The following is a 21,572-nucleotide window of genomic DNA, read 5'->3' on the forward strand; positions in this document are numbered from 1 at the left end:
GCAGGAGTGTAGCTCAGTTGGTAGAGCATCGGTCTCCAAAACCGAGGGCCCACGGTTCGAGTCCGTGCACTCCTGCCAGCTTTTTATGAAAAGCGGCGATATCGCCCGCCCCGGAATACTCCGCGGCGGGCGTTTTGCTTTTAAGGGTTTTTGCGCGGCTCATTCCGGCATTTGCGATGAACGGGGAAGCACGATACCGTGTCGCCCTTGTCAAACGCGGTGCTGTGACTAGGAGGGCCGCGTTTGGCGAATCGGGCATTTGCGCGGCTTCGGTCGACAGTGCGGCCCAGATTCGTTCGGCAACTTGCTCGGGAAAGAATCAGCGTAGATGCACGGAACCGCGCGACCGCAGACGGAACAGATCGGTCTCACACGGGCCTCATGGCGAGCCCGATGGCAACGCCTCGCCGAATTGCTCGGAGGGGACCGGGCGCTGTTGCTGGGCGTGCTGCTGGCCGCGATCGCGGCCTTGCCGGCGCTGGTTGCCTGGGCTCCGCAGATGACGGACTATCCCTCGCACCTTGCGGGATACAAGGTTGCGCTGGACCACGGCCAGGACCCCTACCTGACACGCTATTTCGTGTTCAACTGGGAGTGGACGGGGAACCTCGGCGTCGAACTGCTGATGGTGCCGATGGCGCCGCTCTTCGGTCTTGAGCAGGCCGGGCGAATCATCGTGGTGATGATTCCGTTCCTTTCGGGCCTGTCGATCATCGCGGTCTGCCGCTCGCTGGGCCGCCGGGTCGATGTCGGCCCGATTCTCGCCTTCGCGATGATCTGGTCGCCCTCGCTGCTGATGGGCTTCCTCAACTATTCGCTGTCGGTGGCCTTGGGGCTGCTGGCATTCGCGCTCTGGATCAGGCTTGAAGACCGGCCCTGGCGCTGGGCCGTGATGGTGCCGATCGGCTTCGTCGTCTGGCTCTGCCACGTTTCCGGCTGGGGCGTGATGGGCGTGCTGATGTTCGGCTATGAATGGAGCCGCCGCCGTAACTGGCTGGACTGGCGGCCCTTCATCAAGCCCTGGCCGCTGATCTTCCCGCTGTTCCCGATGCTGCTCGGCGTAGGCGCGAATTCCAAGGTTTCCTACGGGCGCTACGTCCTCGATTACAAGTTCGGCATCCTGTACAAGGCGATGCGCAGCTATGACTATTGGTTCGACATCGCCAGTGTCAGCGCGGTTGCCGCCTTGCTTGCAGTCGCCATCTTCCGTCGCCATTTCGACGGCAGGTTGGGCTGGGCAGCGGTCATCCTGCTGGTACTGACGCTGGCGGTGCCGCGCCAGATCTTCGGCGGCGATTATGCCGACTATCGTCTCAGCACGACCGCGCTTCTCGTCGCCTGCCTGGCGATCGACTGGAGCCTGCCACGCTGGGCGATCGTGGCTGCGGCTTCGCTGTTCATCTCGCGCACCGCTGTTACGACGGTCGTGTGGTATCAGGATGCGCAGACCGCGCGGCAACTGATCGCGGCGCTGGACCAGGTGCCGGAGGGCGCGCGAGTCGCTACGGCCGTCGCCATTCCGCGCGTCCAGTGGCGTTTCGGTCCGTTCGAGCACTTCGGCTCCTATGCCGTGGTCCGCCGCAGCGCGATGGAGAATTCGAATTTCGCGCTCCCCGACGTGCACATGCTGTCTATGCGCGATCTTTCCTATCGGTTTGCCGATCCGAGCCAGCGCATCCTCTATTCGCCGCGCCAGCATATCGACCTGCGCAAGTTCGCGCCGGCCCGTCATGCCGAGTACCTCTGGTATATCGGCAGGATAAAGCCCGTGGCGCTGCCGGACGGCGCGCGTATCCTCTACTCCAGCCCCAACTCGTTCCTGGCGCGCCTGGCCGATCCGGCGGATATCGCCAACTAGATCGTCCGGCGATGGGAAGGGCGACCCTTGCAAAATGCAGGGAGCGGGGCTAAGTCCGCGGTTCCTTCCGATATGCGGATCACGAATTGCCCCTCCCGGCCTCGGCCGGGGCGGCGATGGCCCCTATCCGGAAGAAACGAGACACATTTCTGCTCAGGCAGCAGGCAAGACGCGAGAACGACTGAAATGGCCAAGACCAGTCCCGGCGAATTCATCCGGCAGGTGCGTAACGAAGCCTCCAAGATCTACTGGCCCTCGCGCCAGGAGACGGTGACGACGGGGATCTTCGTCGGGCTGATGACTGTCCTGCTTGCGGTGTTCTTCCTTGGCATCGATGCGCTGTTCGGCTGGATCGTCACCTCGATCCTGTCGCTGCTGTGATCGCCTGAACCAGACAACGAAGAGAGAACCATGGCCCGCTGGTACATCATCCACGCCTACTCCGGATTTGAGAACAAGGTGAAGGAATCCATCCTCTCGGAAGCCGAGCGGATGGGTCTTTCGCAGCTCGTCGAGGACGTTCAGGTCCCGCACGAGACCATCACCGAGGTCAAGCGCGGCAAGAAGGTCCAGGTCGAACGCAAGACCATGCCCGGTTACGTGCTCGCCAAGCTCGCGCTGAATGACGACGTATACCACCTCGTCAAGAACACCCCGAAAGTCACCGGCTTCCTGGGGTCGAGCGGCAAGCCGCAGGCGATCAGCGAAACCGAGGCCGCGCGTTACTTCGGCGCCGCCGAAGCCGCTGCCGCCGCGCCGCGCAAGCAGATCAACATCGACTATGAGATCGGTGATTCGGTGAAGGTTCTTGACGGTCCCTTCGCCAGCTTCAACGGCCTGGTCGAGGAACTCGACTTCGACAAGAACAAGGTCAAGGTTGCAGTCTCGATCTTCGGCCGCGCCACGCCGGTCGAGCTCGATTTCGAGCACGTCGAACTCAGCAAGTAATCGGGGCCGGGCTTTCGGCCCGGCACCTCGCTCAAAGCGCCCCGCTCGCCGTCAGGCCTGCGGGGCGTATTGCGTGAAGCGTACAAGGCTGCGCTCGGTAAAGCCAAGCCGGCGATAGAGCGCGCGTGCAGTCGCGTTGTCGGTGTAGCTGTGAAGCACCGGTCGGCGCCCTTCCGCCCGGATCGCCGCCACCACGCGCCGGGAGAGCAGGGCGGCGAGGCCTCGTCGGCGTCCATCCGGATGAGTGCAGACGGCGCTGACTTCAATATGATGGCGGGTGCGCATTCGCTGGCCTGCCATCGCGAGCAGTCGCCCGTCCTCACGCAAGCCCCAGAACCGTCCCAGGTCACCGGTACGTGCCGCGAAGGGGCCGGGCTCGGTCAGGGATGCCAGGGCAAGCATTTCCGGATAGTCGCTTTCGCCGAGAGGCACGATGCGGGGATCGGCGACGGCGTGCTCCACCGCTTCCAGTGCAGCCTCGTCACCGGCGAAGACCATTTGCACGCCTTGCGCGCCGCGCACGATCTCGAGGTCCGGGATGATCGTGTCCTCGGCGACCCGGCTGCGGGCGAGGGCTAACGGGCCTGTAGTGCGCACAAGGTCGGCGAATTCGGCCAGGCATTCCGGGGAGAAATCGCGTACCGCCGCAAGCGGGCCGATTTCGGGGCGGAAGCGCCGTGCGTTCGCGGTTCCGATCGCAAAGCCGGCTTGCTCGCCCTCGAGGGCGTTCCAGATGAGGTTGTCGAGTTCGTGCCCGTGGTCACGGTCTCGGCCGGCGTCCTGTTTCTCGTGCATGCTGGCTTTCTATGGCGGTTGCACCGGGCGAGAGAAAGCCGGAAATCCTGCCCTTTCCTTTTATCCCGATATCGTTTAGGGGCGCGCACTTCGGATCGGCCTCGTGCCGGTGCGATTCCCTGCGGGAGGATGCTCCAGCGTCCGTAAGACCGCTAAACATGAGCATCTGCCGTGCAGGTGTGAAAGTGTGAAAGGAGTGGCCAAATGGCCAAGAAGATCGAAGGTTACATCAAGCTGCAGGTCAAGGCCGGCAGCGCCACGCCGTCCCCGCCGATCGGCCCTGCGCTGGGTCAGCGCGGCGTGAACATCATGGAATTCTGCAAGGCGTTCAATGCTGCCACGCAGGAGCTCGAAAAGGGCATGCCGATCCCCACCATCATCACGGTGTATGCGGATCGCAGCTTCACGTTCGTCACCAAGACCCCCCCGGCGACCTTCCTCATCAAGAAGGCCGTGAACCTGAAGTCGGGCTCGAAGGAGCCGGGCAAGATCAGCGCCGGTACCGTCAAGCGCTCGCAGCTTGCCGAGATCGCCCAGGTCAAGATGGCCGACCTCAATGCCAACGACATTGAAGCCGCCACCAAGATCATCGAAGGTTCGGCCCGCGCGATGGGCCTGCAAGTGGTGGAGGGCTGATTCCATGGCCAAGGTGACCAAGAAGCAGAAGTCGCTGACCGAGAAGCTCGGCGAAAACCTCAAGCACTACCCTGTCGCTGAAGCGCTGCAGACCCTGCGCGACCTGAAGACGACCAAGTTCGACGAAACCGTCGAAGTCGCGATGAACCTGGGCGTTGACCCGCGTCACGCCGACCAGATGGTTCGCGGCATGGTTTCGCTTCCGGCCGGCACCGGCAAGACCGTTCGCGTCGCCGTGTTCGCCAAGGGCGACAAGGCTGCGGAAGCTCTCGCCGCCGGCGCCGACAAGGTTGGTGCGGAAGACCTCATGGACGACATGCAGGCCGGCAACCTCGACTACGACCGCGTCATTGCCACCCCGGACATGATGGGCGTCGTCGGTCGTCTCGGTAAGCTGCTGGGTCCGAAGGGCCTGATGCCGAACCCGAAGCTCGGCACCGTGACCCCGAACGTCACGCAGGCCGTGAAGGACGCCAAGGGCGGCCAGATCGAGTTCCGCGTCGAAAAGCAGGGCATCATCCACGCCGGCATCGGTAAGATGTCGTTCTCGGACGCCGACCTGCTGACCAACTTCAGCGCGTTCGTCGATGCGATCGTCAAGGCCAAGCCCTCGGGCTCCAAGGGCAAGTACGTTCGCAAGATTTCGCTTTCGTCGTCGATGGGCCCCGGCCTGAAGATCGACACGACCGAAATCGCCGGCGCCTGATAGGCACCTGATCCTTCGGGATCATGCGAAACGGATAGAAGGGCCGGAGGGAAACCTCCGGCCCTTTTTTCGTTGCGGCGATCCTTCGGCAGGGCGCTCCTTCTTGCACCGTTCCGCCGAGCGGTGTATTTCGTGCTGAACAACTGTTCAAAACGATAAACTGGAGAGCGTGCCGCCATGGCCATCCGATTCGAGGACATCAAGGAACACATCGGTTCGCGTGTCGTATGGGACGACCGAGCGGACATCTTCACGCCGGAAGCGGCTGAGGCGATCCGGGCCAAAGTGGAAGAGCGTACCGTCGTGGTCTTTCCCGAACTGAACCTCACCGATGCCGAGCAACTTGCCATTACCGACGCGATGGGCGGCACCGTCAAGCTGACCGCGCGCAACAACGTCCAGCAGAACGACGAAAACGTCTATCAGGTCACGCTGGATGAGAAGATCAATCCTCAGCCGGAATATGTGCTGGGGACGTTCTTCTGGCACATGGACGGGATCACCGTGGACATGCCGCCGCCTTTCGCCACGCTGCTGTCGTGCCGCATCGCGCCTGCCATCGGCGGGGAAACCGAGTTCGCCAGCACTTATGCCGCATACGAGGGCCTGCCCGAGGAAGAGAAGCAGGCGCTCGAAGGGCTCAAGGCCGTGCACTCCGTGCGCGCCAGTCTGTCGCCGATCGCCGATGCCATTCCGGAAAAGCATCGTGAGCGCGTGCTCGGCATCGGGCTCGTCAAGGAGCATCCGCTGGTCTGGACACACGGATCCGGCCGAAAGTCGATGGTGATAGGGACTACTGCCGATCATATCGTCGGCATGGAGGTTCCGGCGGGCCGGGCGATGCTGATCCGCCTGCAGGAATGGGCGGCGCAGCCGGCGTTTTCCCTGCGCCACAAGTGGACCAAGGGCGATTTCGTGATCTGGGACAATACCGGGGCGATGCACCGGGCCATTCCCTATGACAAATCGACCGGTCGCATGATGCACCGTACATCGATCGCCGGCACTGAGACCGTGGCCGCCTGATCCGGGTCAGGCGTTCAGGAACGCCGCTCCGAATACTCGCTTTGCCAAGGCTGGCGGGTCACGGGCGGCGTCAGGGCTCCAGGTTGGCCGCCGTATAGCACTCGACCAGATAGGCCAGCGGCCGTCCATCGGGCAGCAGCAGCATCGCCTGATGGGTGGAAATGGTCTCGGGCGGGCAGTTCGCGGCCGCACCGGCGACTGTCGAGAGCGGCTTGCGGCGGAATTGGAGGGCGGCGACCGCCTTGCCGAAGGGGATATCGGTAGACCCCAGCGCCGCGTTCATGGCCGGCGTCAGGCGCTCCGGGACATACCAGTTCCATGCCACTGACAGGACCTTGGCGCCGCAGTTCAACCGAACATTGCGCAGGCTGACGGTGTCGCCATGTCCGATCGCCAACACCGTGCGAATGTCGTCCGGTGCCGGCTGATCCGCTCCCTGGACGAGGTGCGCCGTGATCCGCGCAGGATCGCCCAATCCTCGTGCGGCACACCATTCCTCCAGCGCCAGCGTGGCGCTGTCATGGCGGCTCAGCACAGCCTCGAATGCGTCCAGTGTGGGCGCGGCAGTCAGGGAAGGGGCAGGCGTGGCCATCAGCGCAAACGCGGCGGCAAGCTCAAATGCCACCTAGCACCGCGGCTCGGCCCATCGCTTCGAGGCCCTCGACCAGCGCGCGTGAACAGGCGGCGAGATCGTCGGCGCTGACGGAGCGGATCACGAAGTTGGCGCCGGTCTTGCCTTCCGCCCAGAACGGGTAGGAACCGATCTGGCAGCTCTCATGTGTCTTCTCGGTCTGCCGGAGCAATTCGGCGACTTCGCTTTCGCCCACCCAGCAGCCGATGGTTTCGGACAGCAGCGGCGCTCCGCCTTCGAGCTGCCCGGACAGGGCGTCAAGCATTCCGGCCGTTATGCTCGGGACGCCTGCCATGATGAAGACGTTTTCGTAACGGATGCCCGGGGCGCCGGTGTAGCGGTTAGGGATCAGGCTGGCGCCTTCCGGCGTGCGTGCCATGCGCAGCCGTGCCTCGGTCAGTCCGCCGCGAGTCTCGTAGTAGCCTTCCAGGATTGCGCGCGCTTCGGGGTGTACGCTTGCCGGTACACCCAGGGCCTCGGCGATCGCGTCCACCGTGATGTCGTCGTGCGTGGGACCGATTCCGCCGGTTGTGAAAAGGTAATCGTTGCGGGCGCGAAGGACGTTCACCGCTTCGACGATCGCGGCAGTGTCGTCCGCGACGACGCGCACTTCCTTCAGGCGGATACCTTGCACCTGAAGCCAGGTTGCGACTTGCGCGATGTTCTTGTCGTGCGTGCGACCCGAAAGAATCTCGTCACCGATGACGACGAGGGCGGCTGTGTAGATTCGCGAGGATTCGGCCATGGCGCATGGCTAGGACAAAGCTGCGCGCGCCGCCAGTCGTGCATTTGCTTCTCTTTCGCACGCGCGGGACCGGGGCAAAAAGAAAGGGCCGATCCGAAGACCAGCCCTGAAAAGTTTTGGGAGAGGATGCCTGAAAGGCCCGATCCTTATGATCCCGGACACGTTTTGCTGCAAATGCGAAAAACTTTCCTGCTGTTGCGTGGCGTGCAACCCATCGCTCAGGCGCTGGAAAACCGGCATTCCCTTCGGCTTCAGGACTTGCCGGAATTGCACATGAGGAAGGGCAAAGTGAACGATGCCGAGGCGCTCGTTCCTTGCGGCTGATGCACGAGGCATGATCGAATCTGGATCGGGGTTGCCTTGTCCTCAGGCCTCTTGCGTTCTCGCACGCACTTCTTGGTCCGAGAGCGATACCGATCGCCAGGCAAGGAAAGCCGGCAAAAAAATGGGCCGGTCCGAAGACCAGCCCTTTGAAAGTTTTTGGGAGAGGATGCCTGAAAGGCCTGCTCCATATGCTCCCGACACCGATTCGCCGCAAATGCGAAAAGATTGGGCAATGTTGCAAGACGTGCAACTCAGGCGTCTACCGCCGATGTCGTCAGCCGGTGGTGATCGCTCCATAAAGATCGTGCTCGTCGGCATCCTCGATGAGAACATCAACGATATCACCGACTTGCATGTCCTTCCCTGCATTGCGGAGGAAGACGTTGCCGTCGATCTCGGGAGCGTCGGCCTGAGAGCGGCCGGTTGCGCCGATGTCGCCATCCTCGTCGGCCTCGCCCACTTCGTCGATGATGACGGGCAGGATACGGCCGACTTTACCCTGGAGCTTGGCAGCGCTGATCGCGGCGGTCTTCTCCATGATCCGGGCGTAGCGTTCTTCCTTGACCTCTTCCGGCACGGCGTTCGGCAGGTTGTTGGCGCTGGCGCCTTCGACCGGCTCGAAGCGGAACGCGCCGACACGGTCGAGCTGCGCTTCGTCGAGCCAGTCGAGCAGGTACTGGAAGTCCGCCTCGGTCTCACCGGGGAAGCCGACCACGAAGCTGGAGCGGATGGCGATATCCGGGCAGATTTCGCGCCACTTGCGCAGGCGATCAAGCACCTTGGCTTCGTTGGCCGGGCGCTTCATCGACTTGAGCACCGAGGGTGCCGCATGCTGGAACGGAATGTCGAGGTAGGGGGTGAGCAGCCCTTCCGCCATGAGCGGGATCACCGCGTCGACGTGCGGGTAAGGGTAGACGTAGTGCAGGCGCACCCAAGGCTTGCGGCCTTGCGAATCGCGCAACTGGCCAAGCTCGCGGGCGAGATCGGTCATGTGGGTGCGGACCTCGTGGTCCTTCCACGTGCGCGTTTCATGGCGCACGTCAACACCATAGGCCGAAGTGTCCTGGCTGATGACCAGCAGTTCGCGCGTGCCCGCCTGCACGAGCTTTTCCGCCTCGCGCAGCACCGCGTCGATGCGGCGGCTCGCCAGCTTGCCGCGCAGGCTGGGGATGATGCAGAAAGAACAGGCGTGGTTGCAGCCTTCCGAGATCTTCAGATAGCTGTAGTGGCGCGGCGTCAGCTTCACGCCCGCTTCGTCGTAGATCTGCGGGATCAGATCGACATAGGGCGAAATCTCGGGCGGGGCGGCGTCGTGCACGGCCTCGACCACGGCTTCGTACTGGTGCGCGCCGGTTACGGCGAGCACGTCCGGGAAGCGCGCGCGGATCACGTCGGCCTCGTTGCCCATGCAGCCGGTGACGATCACGCGGCCGTTTTCGGCAATGGCTTCACCGATCGCAGCCAAGCTCTCTTCCTTTGCGGAATCGAGGAAACCGCAAGTGTTGACGAGCACGACATCGGCGCCGGCATAGTCCGGGCTCATCGTGTAGCCGTCGGCGCGCAACCGGGTGAGAATGCGTTCGGAGTCGACAAGCGCCTTGGGGCAGCCGAGGCTGACCATGCCGACCTTGGGCGGAGAGGGGATTTCAATAGCCATAGGAATGGCCGGCCCGATACGCTTATTACGGCCAAGAGTCACGAAAAACGAATCGTGCCCGCACTGCGGCCCCGCCAGTGCGCCTCACGATCTCACCGCGGCCTTGCGCCACGGCAACGAGCCTGCGCAAGGAAGGTCCTGTTGGAAAAAGGAATGTGGCAATGGGTCCGGTAAACTGGTTGGCCGTGGTTCTCGCAGCAGTGCTCGCCGTGGTAGTGGGCTTCGTCTGGAACGGACCGCCGTTTCAGAATGACCGCCGACTGGCGCCGGGAAAATCGGAACGCGCGGGGAACTACGGAATCGTCTGCTTCGTGTTTCTCGTCAGTTCGATCATGCTCGGGCACAACTTCGCGCGGATCGGCGCGGAAACGCTGGCGGCAAAGCCCTGGCTCTATTTCATGCAGACCGGCGGCGTCGCCATTGCCTTCGTCCTGCCCGCGATCTGGCTGACGCATGTTCGCTACCGTGCCGAGCCGATTCGCCGTGTGATGGACTGCCTGTTCTGGCTGGTTGCCTATCTGGCGATGGGGCTGGTGTTCTGGGCGCTAGGCTGACGGCTCGTCGTCGCTGCTCTTCGTAGGCGTGATCTCGACCACGATATCGCCCGGTTGCAGGGACTGCGCCTCGTCTTCCCAGAAGCCGATCGTGCGGTTTCCGCGATAGATCCTGAGGCCCTTGCCGCCGGTCGCAAGCTGGTCGAGCGAACGGCCCACTTCCGACGGTTCAACCGGTCTTTCGACAAGCTGGACGCGGCCTGCCACCGAAGCGAGGTCGGAGAAATAGTCCGCCACATGCTGCCCATCGGCCGAGCCGGCCAGCAGGAGGCCGGTGAAGCGAACCGGATTGATGACGTTGTTCGCCCCGGCCTGCCGGGCGAGCAGTTCGTTGTCGTCGGCGCGGATGACAACCGTGATCGGCACCTTGGGGGCAAGGTGCCGGGCGGTAAGGACGATGAGCACCGAGGTATCGTCTCGTCCGGCTGAGACCAGCACGGTTCTTGCCGTGGTCACGCGCACCGCGTTCTGGATCTCGTCGCGCGTGGCGTCTCCCTGGAGGACGTTGCAGCCCATCCTTTCGGCTTGCGCAAGCCGGGCCTGTACCGGATCGACGACAACGATGCAGGCCGGTTCGGTTCCCCGTTCGACGAGTTCCTTCACTGCTTCCGAGCCGCTGACGCCGAAGCCGAGCACGACGATGTGGTCTTCCAGCCGTTCCTGGATGCGCTTCATGCGCCATGTCTCCCAGCTGCGCTTGATGATGAAATTGTAGGCGGTGCCGACGAAAATGGTGATGACGGCGAGCCGGATCGGCGTGACCAGTACGGCCTCGATCAGGCGGGCACGATCACTGACGGGGGCGATGTCTCCAAAGCCTGTCGTCGTGATCGAGATCATCGTGAAGTAGACGACATCAAGGAAGCTGACCTGCCCGTCATGGACATCGTGGAGGCCCGCCCGGTCGCTCCAGTGGACCATGATGACGACGAAGATCAGGAAAAATGCGCCGCCCAGCCGCAGGGCCACGTCGGCCCACACCGGAACCGCCAGCGAGCGGCGCAGCGGCTTGAAAACGGGCGCCTTTGGCGGATTGGAGGCAGAGCGTCTCTTCGACATGCCCGGCGAGCTTACGGAGCCTTGGGCAGCTCGTCCAGCGGGTCAACCGGCTTGCCGTCCTGCCGGACTTCGAAGTGCAGTTCGTTGCCCTTGGCAAGGCCGGTGCTGCCGACCAGGCCGACGCGCTCGCCAATGGCGACTTTCGCGCCTTCCTTCACCGTGACCCGGCTGAGGAAGGCATAGGCGGTGAACCAGCCCTGGCCATGATCGATCACGACGAGGTTGCCGAACTGCTCCTTCTCCATTCCGGCGAACCGGACGGTGCCGGCGGCGGCGGCGCGGACCATCGTGCCTTCAGGCGCCTTGATGTCGAGCCCGTCGTGATGGTCGGCGCCGGTCGCGAAACCGCGGCGCACGGGGCCGTTCACCGGCCAGGCGAAACGCGCTGTCCCGGTGGACGGCGCTGCCTTCGGCGGGGGCGGCGCTGTGACCGCGGTGACGGGGGCGGCGCTGGTCGCGGGCGGATCGAGCAGGGTGGGGATCAACAGCGACTGCCCCGCCTTTACCGGAGCCGTTGGATCGAGGCCGTTGGCGAGGGCGATCTGCTCCCATGGCACGGCATATTTGTAGGAGATCGAGAAGCCGGTATCGCCTGCCTTTACCGCATGACGGCGGGTGCGCGGGATTTGCAGCTTCTGGCCCAGGCGCACATTGTAGGGCGGCTGCAGGCCGTTGGCCTCGGCGATCAGGATGCGCGGTACTTGGGCGGCGAGTGCGATGCTGCCGAGCGTCTCTCCGGGCTGGACGACGTGGACGCTCTCCTGCTCGGGCGGCCCGGCAGCGGCGATGGCGGCTCTTGCAGTCGAATTTGCGGCGGCTGCGGCCTTCTTTGCCGGCGCTGCCGGGTTCGCCGCGCTTTTGGCGGGCACCGGAGCGGCCTTGGTCGCAGCTACCTTGGCGCGAGGGATCGTCAGCTTCTGGCCGAGCTTCACGACGTAAGGAGCCTTGAGGCTGTTTGCGCTGGCCAGCGCCTCGGCGGAAACGCCCGCACGGTTGGCGATGCCGTTCAGCGTCTCGCCCGCCACGACGACGTGCACGGCCTCGCTTTCTTGCCTAGGGGGCGCGGCGAAGGCGGGCGCGATCGGCAGCGCGAGCGCCGCCAGCAGGAGAAGGGACTTCCGCATCATGCTTCGAAGCGGCTCGCGATCTCGGCCAGCGATGCGTCGTGCGTGAGGTCGAGTTGGAGCGGCGTTACCGAGATATAACCCTCGGAGATCGCTTCGAGGTCGGTGTTGTGGCCGGCCGTATGCTCGATGCCGTGAAGGCCGAACCAGAAGTAGGGGAACCCGCGAGGGTCCACGCCTTCGACCACCGAACCGCGTGCATAATCGTGAAAGCCCTGGCGGACCACGCGGATGCCCTTGACCTCGGCCCCGGCGACGGGCGGAAAGTTGACGTTGACCAGCGTTCGCGGCGCGAATGGCGCATCGAGCAGGGGCTTCAGTACCTTTGCGCCCCATTCCTCGGCAGCGGAGAAGCTGACGTTGTTGCCGTGCCCTTCGCCCGCATAGACCTGGCTCAGCGCGATCGAGCGGATGCCTGCGAGCGCGCCCTCCATCGCGGCCGAGACGGTGCCCGAATAGGTCACGTCATCGCCGAGGTTGGCCCCGCGGTTGACGCCGGAGAGGATCAGGTCGGGCGGTCCGGGCATGGCCTTCTTGATGCCCATGGTCACCGAATCGGTAGGCGTGCCGGTGACAGAGAAGCGCTTGGGCGCGTGTTCGCGCATGCGCACCGGACGACCGAGCGTCAGCGAATGGCCGGCCCCCGACTGTTCCTCGCTCGGCGCGCAGATCCAGATATCGTCCGAAAGCTGCGCGGCGATCTTTTCAAGAACGTAGAGGCCGGGGGCGTTGATGCCGTCGTCGTTGGTGAGCAGAATGCGCATGGTGTCTTTCTCGCAATGTGGCGCGGGCTTGGTGGTCCAAGCGAGGCGCCGGTCCATTCATCCTTCGACAAGCTCGGGATGAGCGGAGGGGAGGCTCGGCCTGCGTGAAATGGGAGGATGCCCCACTCAAATCCGCTCAGGCCGAGCTTGTCGAAGCCCCTTAGAAGCGGGGCTCCAGCTTTTCGATCCCGCCCATCCAGGGCTTGAGCGCCTCAGGCACCAGTACCGAGCCGTCCTCCTGCTGGTAATTCTCCAGCACGGCAACCAGCGTGCGGCCCACCGCGAGGCCCGAGCCGTTGAGCGTGTGCAGGAACTCGGTCTTCTTGGAGCCTTCCGGCTTGAAACGTGCGTTCATGCGGCGGGCCTGATAGTCGCCGCAGTTCGAGATCGAGCTGATCTCGCGGTAGGCCGCCTGGCCGGGCAGCCAGACTTCGAGGTCGAAGGTCTTCTTCGCGGTGGCGCCCATGTCGCCCGAGCAGAGCAGCACCTTGCGATAAGGCAGTTCCAGCGCCTGCAAGATCGATTCGGCGGCGGCGACCATGCGCTCGTGCTCGGCTTCCGACTGGTCGGGCTGGCAAACGGTGACGAGTTCGACCTTCTCGAACTGGTGCTGGCGGATGAACCCGCGTGTGTCGCGGCCCGCAGCGCCCGCTTCCGACCGGAAGCAGGGGGTGAGCGCGGTCATGCGCAGGGGCAGGGCGGCAGTATCGACGATTTCGTCCTGCACGGCATTGGTCAGCGAAACTTCGGCGGTGGGGATCAGCCAGCGGCCATCGGTGGTCTTGAACAGATCTTCCGCGAACTTGGGAAGCTGGCCGGTGCCGAACACGGCCTCGTCCTTGACCAGCAGCGGCACGATGCATTCCATGTAACCGTTGGTGCCGGTCTGGGTGTCGAGCATGAACTGCGCGAGCGCGCGGTGGAGGCGGGCCATCTGGCCCTTCAGGAACGTGAAGCGGGCGCCGGAAATCTTCGCGCCTGTCTCGAAGTCGAGACCGAGCGCCGGACCGAGATCGGCGTGTTCCTTCGGCTCGAACGCGAACGTGCCGGGCGTGCCCCACTTGGCGACTTCAAGGTTCTCGGTCTCGTCCGCGCCGTCCGGCACGTCGGCTACCGGGATGTTCGGCAGGGCGGCGAGCGCATTGTGCAGCTGCGCCGAAAGGTCTTTCTCCTCGGCTTCGAGCGCGGGGAGGGTGTCCTTGAGCTGGGCGACTTCGGCCTTCAGAGCTTCGGCCGTGGTGCTGTCGCCCTGGCCCATGGCCTTGCCGATCGCCTTCGAGGCCTCGTTGCGGCGATTCTGCCCTTCCTGCATGCGCGTGGCGACGGAGCGGCGCTGCTCGTCGAGGGCGAGGATTTCGGCGGCCACGGGGGCTACCCCACGGCGGGCGAGGCCGGCGTCGAATCCTTCGGGATTCTCGCGGATCAGGCGGATATCGTGCATGGCGCGCGCTATGCCGCCTCATGCCCGCACAAGCAAGATTTGTGCGGCCCGTTTCGACCGGAGTTGCATCGTGTTTTTGGGGAAATGTCCGCCTTTTTCAGCCATCCCGGATATAAGGGATGGTGGGCGCGGCAGGGATTGAACCTGCGACCCCACCCGTGTGAAGGGTGTGCTCTACCACTGAGCTACGCGCCCGCTGCTGGACTGTGTCCGTTGCGGAAGCGCGCCTCTAGATGAGTCGGATCGAATTGACAAGCGCCCATCTCCATTTAAATCGCGAGACATGACCGAAGAGACAAAAACCGGCGCCGACGTGCCGCCCGACCACCTTGCGATCAACCCGAAGAGCCCGTTCTTCGACGAGGAAAAGCTGCAGCGCGGCGTGGGCATCCGTTTCAAGGGAACGGTTCGCAACAATGTCGAGGAATATTGCATTTCCGAAGGCTGGGTGCGCGTTCAGGCCGGCAAGACGCTGGATCGCAAGGGTAATCCCCTGACGGTCAAGCTCGCAGGGCCTGTCGAAGCCTGGTATGAGGATCTCGGCGAAGACGCGCCTGTCGCCAAGGCCTGATGACGCATGATCGGCTGTCCGAAACGGGCGGCCGGTTCGCGGACCTGTCAGTAGTTTCCGGCGATGATGTCGCCGATAGGGTCGCTTCGGCGGCCCTTTTTCCTGGCTTTCACCCGTTCCCGGGGGGCTGCGGCCGCATCGGCTGTCTGGAACGCTCCGTCCTGCACCGTGCCGGGACGGGCGTTGTAGATGAAGCCTGTTACCGGCCAGTGCGTGTTGCCGAGATTGTGGATCGGCGCATACCAGACCCGCACTTCGCTCCAGTCATTCAAGGGAGATACGTCGAGAACGGTAACGTTCTTTTCGATCCGCCCCCGCTGCCCCTCGATGGGCGACCAGTTGGCATGGCTCACCAGGATCGTGCGCGAATCGACGACCTTGCTGACCGTGGCGACATGGCCGAGCTGCGAGCCTGCGTAAGGTTCCATCGCCATGACCGCGCCGATGCGCGGTGCGCGGCCGGTGGCGTAGCGACCCTTTGCCTGCTTCCACCAGGTATGGGCGTCGCCGTATATCTGGATGCCGGAAAGCTGGCGTGCATAAGGCACGCATTCGAGGTAATCCGGGCCTTTGGCGGCGGCGGAGCGGTCGTCGTCCATGCCGGCCAGGGCGTCGTCGATCGCGGAGCGGGCGCTGGCCGGAGAGGAGGCCGCGGCAGCCAGGCTCAACATGATTGCTATCGGATAAACCTTCATGTTTTCCAGATTTGCCCGATACGGTTAGGGGATTCCTTCGGCACATGGTTAACGCCGAAGTAAGAATTTGTTCCCGGGCTTCCCTGTTGCGCTGCGAAAATGCAGACGTTTCCATCTGCGCCGAATTCCCCTAGGGGCCGGAATCCTTTATCGAGTTATCAACATGCTTCCTCAGGTGATCATCATCGGCCGACCCAACGTCGGCAAGTCCACGCTGTTCAATCGGCTCGTCGGCAAGAAGCTCGCGCTCGTCGACGATCAGCCGGGCGTGACGCGCGACCGTCGTTTCGGCGACGCCGAGTTGCTCGGCCTGAAATTCCAGATCGTCGACACGGCGGGCTGGGAAGACGACGAGGCCGAAACCTTGCCCGGCCGTATGCGCAAGCAGACCGAAGCGGCGCTGGAAACCGCCGATGTCGCGCTTTTCGTGGTCGATGCGCGCGCCGGCCTGACGCCGCTCGACGAGGAGATCGGCCAGTGGCTGCGCGCCTCGCCGGTGCCGGTGGTCCTGCTGGCCAACAAGGCCGAAGGGCGCGCGGGTGAGAGCGGCGTCCTCGAGGCCTATTCGCTTGGCCTTGGCGAGCCGATCACGTTTTCGGCCGAACATGGCGTGGGCATGGCCGACCTGTTCGAATCGCTCCTGCCGCATCTCGATCCGCTTCAGCCCGAAGAGCCGGAATTCGAGGAGGAAGTTGACGAGGAGGCGCTGCTGCGCCGTCCGCTCAAGCTTGCCATCGTCGGCCGTCCAAACGCGGGCAAGTCCACCCTGATCAACCGGATTCTGGGTGAGGACCGGCTGCTTACCGGACCGGAAGCGGGCATCACCCGCGATTCGATCACGGTGGATTGGGAATGGACCGATCCCAAGACGCAGGAAGTCCGCCAAGTCAGCCTGATCGACACCGCCGGCATGCGCAAGCGCGCCAATGTCACCGAGAAGCTGGAGCGCATGGCCGTGGCCGACGCGCGCCATGCGATCGACTTTGCAGAAGTCGTCGTGCTGCTGCTCGATGCCACGCGCGGGCTGGAGCACCAGGATCTCACCATCGCCTCGAAGGTGCTCGAAGAAGGCCGTGCGCTGATCATCGCGATCAACAAGTGGGACGTTGCGGAAGGCGCCTCTGCGCTGTTCAACGGCATTCGCGGCGCGCTTGACGATGGCCTTGCCCAGGTGCGCGGCGTGCCGCTGCTGGCGGTTTCGGCGCGGACCGGAAAGGGGCTGGACGAACTCATCGCCGCCGGATTCTCGATTCGCGAGGCATGGAGCAAGCGTGTGCCCACAGCGGCGCTCAATCGCTGGTTCGACGATGCGCTGTCGGCCAATCCGCCGCCGGCGCCGGGCGGCAAGCGCATCAAGCTGCGCTATATCACGCAGGCCAAGACCCGCCCGCCGGGCTTCGTGCTGTTCGGCACCCGGCTCGACCTGCTGCCGGAAAGCTACCGCCGTTACCTGATCAACGGCATCCGCCGGGAACTCGGGTTCGACGCGGTGCCGATCCGGCTCAATTTGCGGATGCCCAAGAACCCGTTCGCCAAGTAACGAAAAAGGCCGCCGGAGATCGTCTCCGGCGGCCTGTTTCGTATCAGGAGGGGTGCGCTGCCACTTCGGCTTCGGAGCTGGGGGATTCGGCCTGTCTTTCCTCGACTTCCACTTCCTCGATGTCGATCGCGTCGGGTTCCAGCAGGCCGTCGCTGTTCTTGATCTCGCGCATGAGGTTCCACACCGCGATGAACAGGGCCGCGATCACCGGGCCGACGATGAAGCCGTTGAGCCCGAAGATCTGCAGGCCCGCCAGCGTTGCGATGAGCACCACGAAATCGGGCATCCGGGTATCGCGGCCGACCAGGATCGGGCGCAGGATGTTGTCGATCATGCCGATGATGAACATGCCGCAGAAGGCCAGGACCGCGCCTTGCCAGACCTGCCCCGTCGCGAAGAGGTAGCCGGCCATGGGTACCCAGACGAGGCCGGTGCCGACGGCTGGCAGCAGCGAGAAGAAGCCCATCATTACGCCCCAGAGCAGCGATCCCTCGATGCCCAGCAGCGAGAAGATCGTACCGCCCACCACGCCCTGCGCCACCGCGACAACCACGGTGCCCTTCATCGTTGCGCGCACGACGACGATGAAGTTGCTCACCAGCCGGTCCCGCAGATGCGGGCGCAGCGGCATGGCATCGCGGATCAGGGCGCCGTACCGGTCGCCGTCGCGCAGGAGGAAGAAGGTGAGGTAGAGCATCACGCCCAGCGCCGCGAGGAAGCTGAGCGCGCCTTGGCCCACCGAAAGCAGCCTTGCGGCGAGCCCTTGCAACCCGTTGGCGATGCCCGCGCCGAACTGGCGGCGAAGGTTCTCGAAATCGGTGAGCCCGTAGCGGTCGATCATCCGTTCCAGCGAATCGGGCAGGGCCGCGCGGAACTGTTCGAGCATGTGCGGGACATTGATCTGCCCGTCCCGGACCTTTTCGTAGATCGTCGAGACTTCCTGCACGAGGCTGGCGCCCAGCAGCAGGGTGGGAATGATGAAGATTGCCAGCAGCATCAGCAGCATGAGGCCTGCCGCCAGATTCTTGCGGCCGCCGAGGTGGGTGGCGAGCCTGGCGGTCAGGGGCTGAAAGAGGATCGCGGCGACCACGCCCCAGAGCACGGCTCCGAAATAGGGCAGCAATAGCCAGGCGAATGCCGCGGTGACGAGAATGACGAGGACGCCGAAACCGTAGTCCTCGATGGTGTAAGGTGGCCGTTCAGGTTGCTCCATGACCCTGTCTTAGCACGATTTCGGGAGAGGCAATCCCGGTAGGCATCCTGACTGGATTTTTCATCGGCTCTGCGCGACAGAGTGTCATCCTACAATTCGAGCGGGGAGCTCTCCATCTTGCCCAGATCTCTGGCCTATCGCGCCTTGCCCTTCCGGCTGGCTGTACTCGCGCTTTCCTGCGCGGCTGTTCCGCTTTCGCCCGCGCTGGCGGCGGAGGACACCGCGGCCAAGGGGCCCGAGCGCGGGTTCACTCCCGACGATCTCTTCAAGCTGTCCGGCGTTACCGATCCGCAGATTTCCCCGGATGGCAGCCGCATAGCCTACGTTCGCGCCGCGGCCGACGTGATGGCGGACAAGGTCGTTCCTTCGATCTGGCTGGTCGATGCGGCAACAGGGGTGCAGCGGCCTCTCGTCACGGGTGCGGGCGCGCACTTTTCGCCGCGCTGGTCGCCGGATGGCAAGCGGCTCGCCTTCGTTTCCAGCGACGGAACCGGCGCGCCGCAGCTTTACGTGCTCTGGCTGGACAGCGGCGCGAAAGTGAAGGTGACGGGACTTCCTGACAGCCCCGGCGGTCTTTCCTGGTCGCCAGACGGCCGCCAGATCGCTTATACCATGCGGGTGCCGGGCGAGGGTGCCAAGATGGGTTCGCAGCCGGCGAATCGGCCGGAGGGTGCGCAATGGGCTGAACCGCTCCAGGTGATCGACCGCGTGACTTACCGTTTCGACGGCGGCGGTTATGCGCAGCCCGGCTATGACCACCTGTTCCTCGTCTCCGCCGAGGGCGGCGCACCGCGCCAGCTCACTTTCGGCGATTTCGACGATGGCGGGCCGCTGTCGTGGACCCCGGACGGAAAGCGTATCCTGTTCAGCGCCAATCGCCACGAGAACTGGCAGCGCGATATCAACAACTCGGAAGTCTACGCGCTCGACCTCGCCAGCGGCGCGGTTACGGCGCTGACCTCGCGCAATGGGCCAGACGCCGGCGCCGTGGTTTCGCCGGATGGCAAGCATGTCGCCTATGTGGGCTTCGATGACGTCAACCGTTCCTACGAGAATTCAGACCTCTACGTCATGAATATCGACGGCACCGGTTCGCGGTTGCTGACCAAGGGCTTCGACCACTCGATCGATGCGCTCGACTGGGCGGGCAATTCGGCGATCATGGTTCAGTATGACGATCACGCGAAGACCCATGTCGCGCGGGTGGGGCTGGACGGTTCGATCAAGAACGTCGTCGAGGGGCTGAGCCCGGGTGATCACTTCGACCGTCCCTATACCGGAGGCGCCTTCAGCGTGTCCGGCAACGGGCGCATCGCCTATACCTCGGGCACGGCCCAGCGGCCAGCCGATCTCTGGGTGTCGGGCGGCGGGGCAGGGCGCAAGCTGACCGACATCAACGGCACATGGATGGATGCGAAGGCATTGGCGCCCGTTCGCAAGCTTGCCGTAACCGCGCCGGACGGCCGTTCAATCGATGCATGGCTGGTGACGCCGCCGGGCCTGGCGCCGGGCAGGAAGGCGCCCCTGATCCTTGAAATCCATGGCGGGCCGAACACGGCTTATGCACCGGGCTTCTCCACGGATTACCAGCTCTACGCGGCGCACGGCTATGCGGTGCTCTATACCAATCCGCGCGGGAGCACGTCCTACGGCGAGGAGTTCGCCAACCTGATCGACCGGGCTTATCCCGGCACCGACTACGACGACCTCATGGCTTCGGTTGACGCCGCGATCGCGGACGGGGTGGCGGATCCTGACAACCTCTTCGTCACCGGGGGATCGGGCGGCGGCGTGCTGACGGCGTGGATCGTCGGCAAGAACGACCGTTTCAAGGCAGCCGTCACGCAGAAGCCTGTGATCAACTGGATCAGCGAAGCCCTGACGATGGATGCCACGCCGTTCACATCGCGTTACTGGTTCGACAAGAAGCCCTGGGAAGATCCCATGGAATACTGGCGCCGCTCGCCGCTGAGCCTGGTCGGAAACGTCAAGACGCCGACCATGGTCGTGGTGGGATCGGACGACTATCGCACGCCCGTCAGCGAGGCTGAGCAGTATTACGCGGCGCTGCAGATCCGCGGCGTGCCCACCGCGCTGGTCAAGGTGCCGGGGGCTAGCCATGGTGGCATTGCCGCACGGCCCTCGCAATCGGCGGCGAAAGCCTCGGCGATCCTTGCGTGGTTCGACAAGTATCGCACCGACAAGGCCGCTGCTCCTGCTGCTAAGGCCGAGTAGACGAGAGTTCGGCGGCCAGCAGGGCAACCAGCTGCGCCGCCGGCAAGGCGCGGGACAAGGGTGCGCCCTGTCCCGCCCATTGCGCGCCGAACAGGGCCTCTCCTTGGCTCAGGGCAGCGGCGTTGAGCGCCTTTCCGGCATGATAAGTGCGCGGATAGGCCGGAACCGGCGGAAGATTCGCGCGCTGCCCAAGCTGCGTGAAGCGATTGGCGAGGCACCGCGCCGGACGGCCCGAGATCGCCCGGGTCATCACCGTGTGCCATGCGGCATCGGAGGCCAGCAGTGCGCGGTAGCCGTCATCGGCGTTGCTCTCGGGGCAGGCGACGAAAGCGGTTCCGAGCTGCGCGGCCACTGCGCCGAGATCGAGGGCGGCGCGAATGCCGCGGCCGTCCATGATCCCGCCCGCTGCGATCACCGGCAGTTTGCCCCATGAAACGAGCAGGCGTGTCAGCGCGAAGGTGCCGAGCCGGTCGTCCGGCGCATCGGGGGTGAACATGCCGCGATGACCGCCGGCCTCCCACCCTTGCGCAACGAGCACGTCGATCCCGGCGCTGCGCGATAGTTCGGCCTCGGCCAGACTGGTGACGCTGCCGAGCAGAAGGCATCCTGCCCGTTTCAGCGCATCGATCGTGGCGGCTTCCGGCAGTCCGAAATGGAAGCTGACGACCGCTGGCCTGGCCTCGAGGACCACATCCACCATGGCCGCGTTGCCGGCGAAGCTTTCGTAGATCGTTTCCAGCGCGGTGGGCGGCTGCGCGCCGTACAGCGCGAAAGTGGGAGCCAGCGCTTCGAGCCAGGCCTGCTCTCCGGCGGGATCGGGCCGAGGTGTCTCGTGAACGAAGAGGTTGAGGTTGAAAGGCCGGGCCGTGTGGCTGCGCAACTGGGCGATCTGTTGTCGCGCCGCTTCAGGGCCGATGGCGCCGAGGGCAATTGAGCCCAATGCACCGGCTTCGCAAACCTGAGCGGCGAGCGCGGGTGTCGAAGTGCCCGCCATCGGTGCCTGTATCAGGGGGACCGAAAGCTGGAGGCGCGCGAGAAAATCCATGCGGT

22 protein-coding genes and 2 tRNA genes are annotated in these 21,572 nt (G+C 64.4%); 12 read left to right on the plus strand and 12 right to left on the minus strand.

Going from position 1 to position 21,572, the window contains the following annotated elements; genetic code table 11:
- The first annotated feature begins 2 nt into the window (after positions 1-2).
- From ACXJ16_RS01520 to nusG, 4 genes are all read left to right on the plus strand, one after another.
- Positions 3-78: transfer RNA gene (locus ACXJ16_RS01520), tRNA-Trp, on the plus strand.
- A 334-nt stretch (positions 79-412) separates the two neighbouring features.
- Positions 413-1,858, plus strand: coding sequence for a hypothetical protein (locus ACXJ16_RS01525; protein WP_243692669.1), 1,446 nt, complete (start codon positions 413-415; stop codon positions 1,856-1,858).
- Positions 1,859-2,044: 186 nt separating this feature from the next.
- Complete coding sequence (secE, locus tag ACXJ16_RS01530; protein ID WP_054435447.1) at positions 2,045-2,239, plus strand: preprotein translocase subunit SecE; 195 nt, start codon at positions 2,045-2,047, stop codon at positions 2,237-2,239.
- A 30-nt stretch (positions 2,240-2,269) separates the two neighbouring features.
- On the plus strand, positions 2,270-2,806 hold the full coding sequence (gene nusG, locus ACXJ16_RS01535; protein WP_054435445.1) for a transcription termination/antitermination protein NusG: 537 nt from the start codon (positions 2,270-2,272) through the stop codon (positions 2,804-2,806).
- Between the two features lie 51 nt (positions 2,807-2,857).
- Here the strand turns inward: nusG and ACXJ16_RS01540 are convergent, their stop codons facing one another.
- On the minus strand, positions 2,858-3,601 hold the full coding sequence (locus ACXJ16_RS01540) for a GNAT family N-acetyltransferase (RefSeq protein ID WP_324696243.1): 744 nt from the start codon (positions 3,599-3,601) through the stop codon (positions 2,858-2,860).
- Between the two features lie 204 nt (positions 3,602-3,805).
- Here ACXJ16_RS01540 and rplK point away from each other — a divergent pair, with 204 nt between their 5' ends.
- From rplK to ACXJ16_RS01555, 3 genes are all read left to right on the plus strand, one after another.
- Entirely contained in the window at positions 3,806-4,237 is a 432-nt protein-coding gene (gene rplK, locus ACXJ16_RS01545; RefSeq protein ID WP_054435442.1) for a 50S ribosomal protein L11, read from the plus strand.
- Between the two features lie 4 nt (positions 4,238-4,241).
- Positions 4,242-4,943: a 50S ribosomal protein L1 gene (rplA, locus tag ACXJ16_RS01550; RefSeq protein ID WP_132469337.1), complete on the plus strand. Its 702-nt coding sequence runs from the start codon at positions 4,242-4,244 to the stop codon at positions 4,941-4,943.
- A gap of 177 nt (positions 4,944-5,120) precedes the next feature.
- Positions 5,121-5,969 (plus strand): TauD/TfdA dioxygenase family protein, encoded by an 849-nt coding sequence (locus tag ACXJ16_RS01555; protein WP_463921070.1) that lies wholly within the window; start codon positions 5,121-5,123, stop codon positions 5,967-5,969.
- A 70-nt stretch (positions 5,970-6,039) separates the two neighbouring features.
- On the opposite strand, the gene ACXJ16_RS01560 is transcribed toward ACXJ16_RS01555, so the two are convergent.
- Both ACXJ16_RS01560 and ACXJ16_RS01565 read right to left on the minus strand, forming a co-directional pair.
- A complete protein-coding gene (locus tag ACXJ16_RS01560; RefSeq protein ID WP_221937079.1) occupies positions 6,040-6,561 on the minus strand; it encodes a hypothetical protein in 522 nt (173 codons plus the stop codon).
- Positions 6,562-6,583: 22 nt separating this feature from the next.
- Positions 6,584-7,345, minus strand: coding sequence for a competence/damage-inducible protein A (locus ACXJ16_RS01565; protein ID WP_185996941.1), 762 nt, complete (start codon positions 7,343-7,345; stop codon positions 6,584-6,586).
- A gap of 126 nt (positions 7,346-7,471) precedes the next feature.
- Here ACXJ16_RS01565 and ACXJ16_RS01570 point away from each other — a divergent pair, with 126 nt between their 5' ends.
- Positions 7,472-7,669: a hypothetical protein gene (locus ACXJ16_RS01570; RefSeq protein ID WP_463921072.1), complete on the plus strand. Its 198-nt coding sequence runs from the start codon at positions 7,472-7,474 to the stop codon at positions 7,667-7,669.
- Positions 7,670-7,943: 274 nt separating this feature from the next.
- On the opposite strand, the gene rimO is transcribed toward ACXJ16_RS01570, so the two are convergent.
- Positions 7,944-9,326, minus strand: a complete 1,383-nt coding sequence (rimO, locus tag ACXJ16_RS01575; RefSeq protein WP_463921073.1) for a 30S ribosomal protein S12 methylthiotransferase RimO — start codon at positions 9,324-9,326, stop codon at positions 7,944-7,946.
- A 161-nt stretch (positions 9,327-9,487) separates the two neighbouring features.
- On the opposite strand from rimO, the gene ACXJ16_RS01580 reads away from it, so the two are divergent.
- Positions 9,488-9,880, plus strand: a complete 393-nt coding sequence (locus ACXJ16_RS01580) for a DUF1761 domain-containing protein (protein ID WP_054435430.1) — start codon at positions 9,488-9,490, stop codon at positions 9,878-9,880.
- On the opposite strand, the gene ACXJ16_RS01585 is transcribed toward ACXJ16_RS01580, so the two are convergent.
- From ACXJ16_RS01585 to ACXJ16_RS01605, 5 genes are all read right to left on the minus strand, one after another.
- The gene (locus ACXJ16_RS01585) at positions 9,872-10,939 is read right to left on the minus strand and encodes a potassium channel family protein (protein WP_463921074.1); all 1,068 of its coding nucleotides are present in this window, start codon (positions 10,937-10,939) and stop codon (positions 9,872-9,874) included. The two genes, ACXJ16_RS01580 and ACXJ16_RS01585, sit on opposite strands and share 9 nt — an antisense overlap.
- 11 nt (positions 10,940-10,950) lie before the next feature.
- Positions 10,951-12,063 carry a LysM peptidoglycan-binding domain-containing protein gene (locus ACXJ16_RS01590; RefSeq protein ID WP_463921075.1) on the minus strand — a complete coding sequence of 371 codons (1,113 nt, stop codon included), beginning with the start codon at positions 12,061-12,063 and terminating at the stop codon, positions 10,951-10,953.
- Positions 12,063-12,827: a 5'/3'-nucleotidase SurE gene (gene surE / locus ACXJ16_RS01595; RefSeq protein ID WP_054435428.1), complete on the minus strand. Its 765-nt coding sequence runs from the start codon at positions 12,825-12,827 to the stop codon at positions 12,063-12,065. The genes ACXJ16_RS01590 and surE overlap by 1 nt, the downstream gene beginning before the upstream one ends.
- Positions 12,828-12,987: 160 nt before the next feature.
- Positions 12,988-14,268, minus strand: coding sequence for a serine--tRNA ligase (gene serS, locus ACXJ16_RS01600; RefSeq protein ID WP_324696226.1), 1,281 nt, complete (start codon positions 14,266-14,268; stop codon positions 12,988-12,990).
- 120 nt (positions 14,269-14,388) lie between these two features.
- Positions 14,389-14,463, minus strand: a tRNA-Val gene (locus ACXJ16_RS01605).
- 88 nt (positions 14,464-14,551) lie between these two features.
- Between ACXJ16_RS01605 and ACXJ16_RS01610 the strand changes: the two genes are divergently transcribed.
- Entirely contained in the window at positions 14,552-14,839 is a 288-nt protein-coding gene (locus ACXJ16_RS01610) for a DUF3297 family protein (RefSeq protein WP_054435425.1), read from the plus strand.
- A 47-nt stretch (positions 14,840-14,886) separates the two neighbouring features.
- Here the strand turns inward: ACXJ16_RS01610 and ACXJ16_RS01615 are convergent, their stop codons facing one another.
- Positions 14,887-15,510 carry a CHAP domain-containing protein gene (locus tag ACXJ16_RS01615; RefSeq protein ID WP_324696223.1) on the minus strand — a complete coding sequence of 208 codons (624 nt, stop codon included), beginning with the start codon at positions 15,508-15,510 and terminating at the stop codon, positions 14,887-14,889.
- A 187-nt stretch (positions 15,511-15,697) separates the two neighbouring features.
- On the opposite strand from ACXJ16_RS01615, the gene der reads away from it, so the two are divergent.
- Positions 15,698-17,074, plus strand: coding sequence for a ribosome biogenesis GTPase Der (der, locus tag ACXJ16_RS01620; RefSeq protein WP_185996946.1), 1,377 nt, complete (start codon positions 15,698-15,700; stop codon positions 17,072-17,074).
- Positions 17,075-17,117: 43 nt separating this feature from the next.
- Here the strand turns inward: der and ACXJ16_RS01625 are convergent, their stop codons facing one another.
- Positions 17,118-18,287 (minus strand): AI-2E family transporter, encoded by a 1,170-nt coding sequence (locus ACXJ16_RS01625; protein WP_054435422.1) that lies wholly within the window; start codon positions 18,285-18,287, stop codon positions 17,118-17,120.
- Between the two features lie 117 nt (positions 18,288-18,404).
- Between ACXJ16_RS01625 and ACXJ16_RS01630 the strand changes: the two genes are divergently transcribed.
- Positions 18,405-20,522, plus strand: coding sequence for a prolyl oligopeptidase family serine peptidase (locus ACXJ16_RS01630; RefSeq protein WP_463921077.1), 2,118 nt, complete (start codon positions 18,405-18,407; stop codon positions 20,520-20,522).
- Here the strand turns inward: ACXJ16_RS01630 and ACXJ16_RS01635 are convergent.
- Positions 20,509-21,567 (minus strand): NAD(P)H-dependent flavin oxidoreductase, encoded by a 1,059-nt coding sequence (locus tag ACXJ16_RS01635; protein WP_463921079.1) that lies wholly within the window; start codon positions 21,565-21,567, stop codon positions 20,509-20,511. The two genes, ACXJ16_RS01630 and ACXJ16_RS01635, sit on opposite strands and share 14 nt — an antisense overlap.
- Between the last annotated feature and the right edge of the window lie 5 nt (positions 21,568-21,572).

Source organism: Novosphingobium sp. TK71, assembly GCF_055361505.1.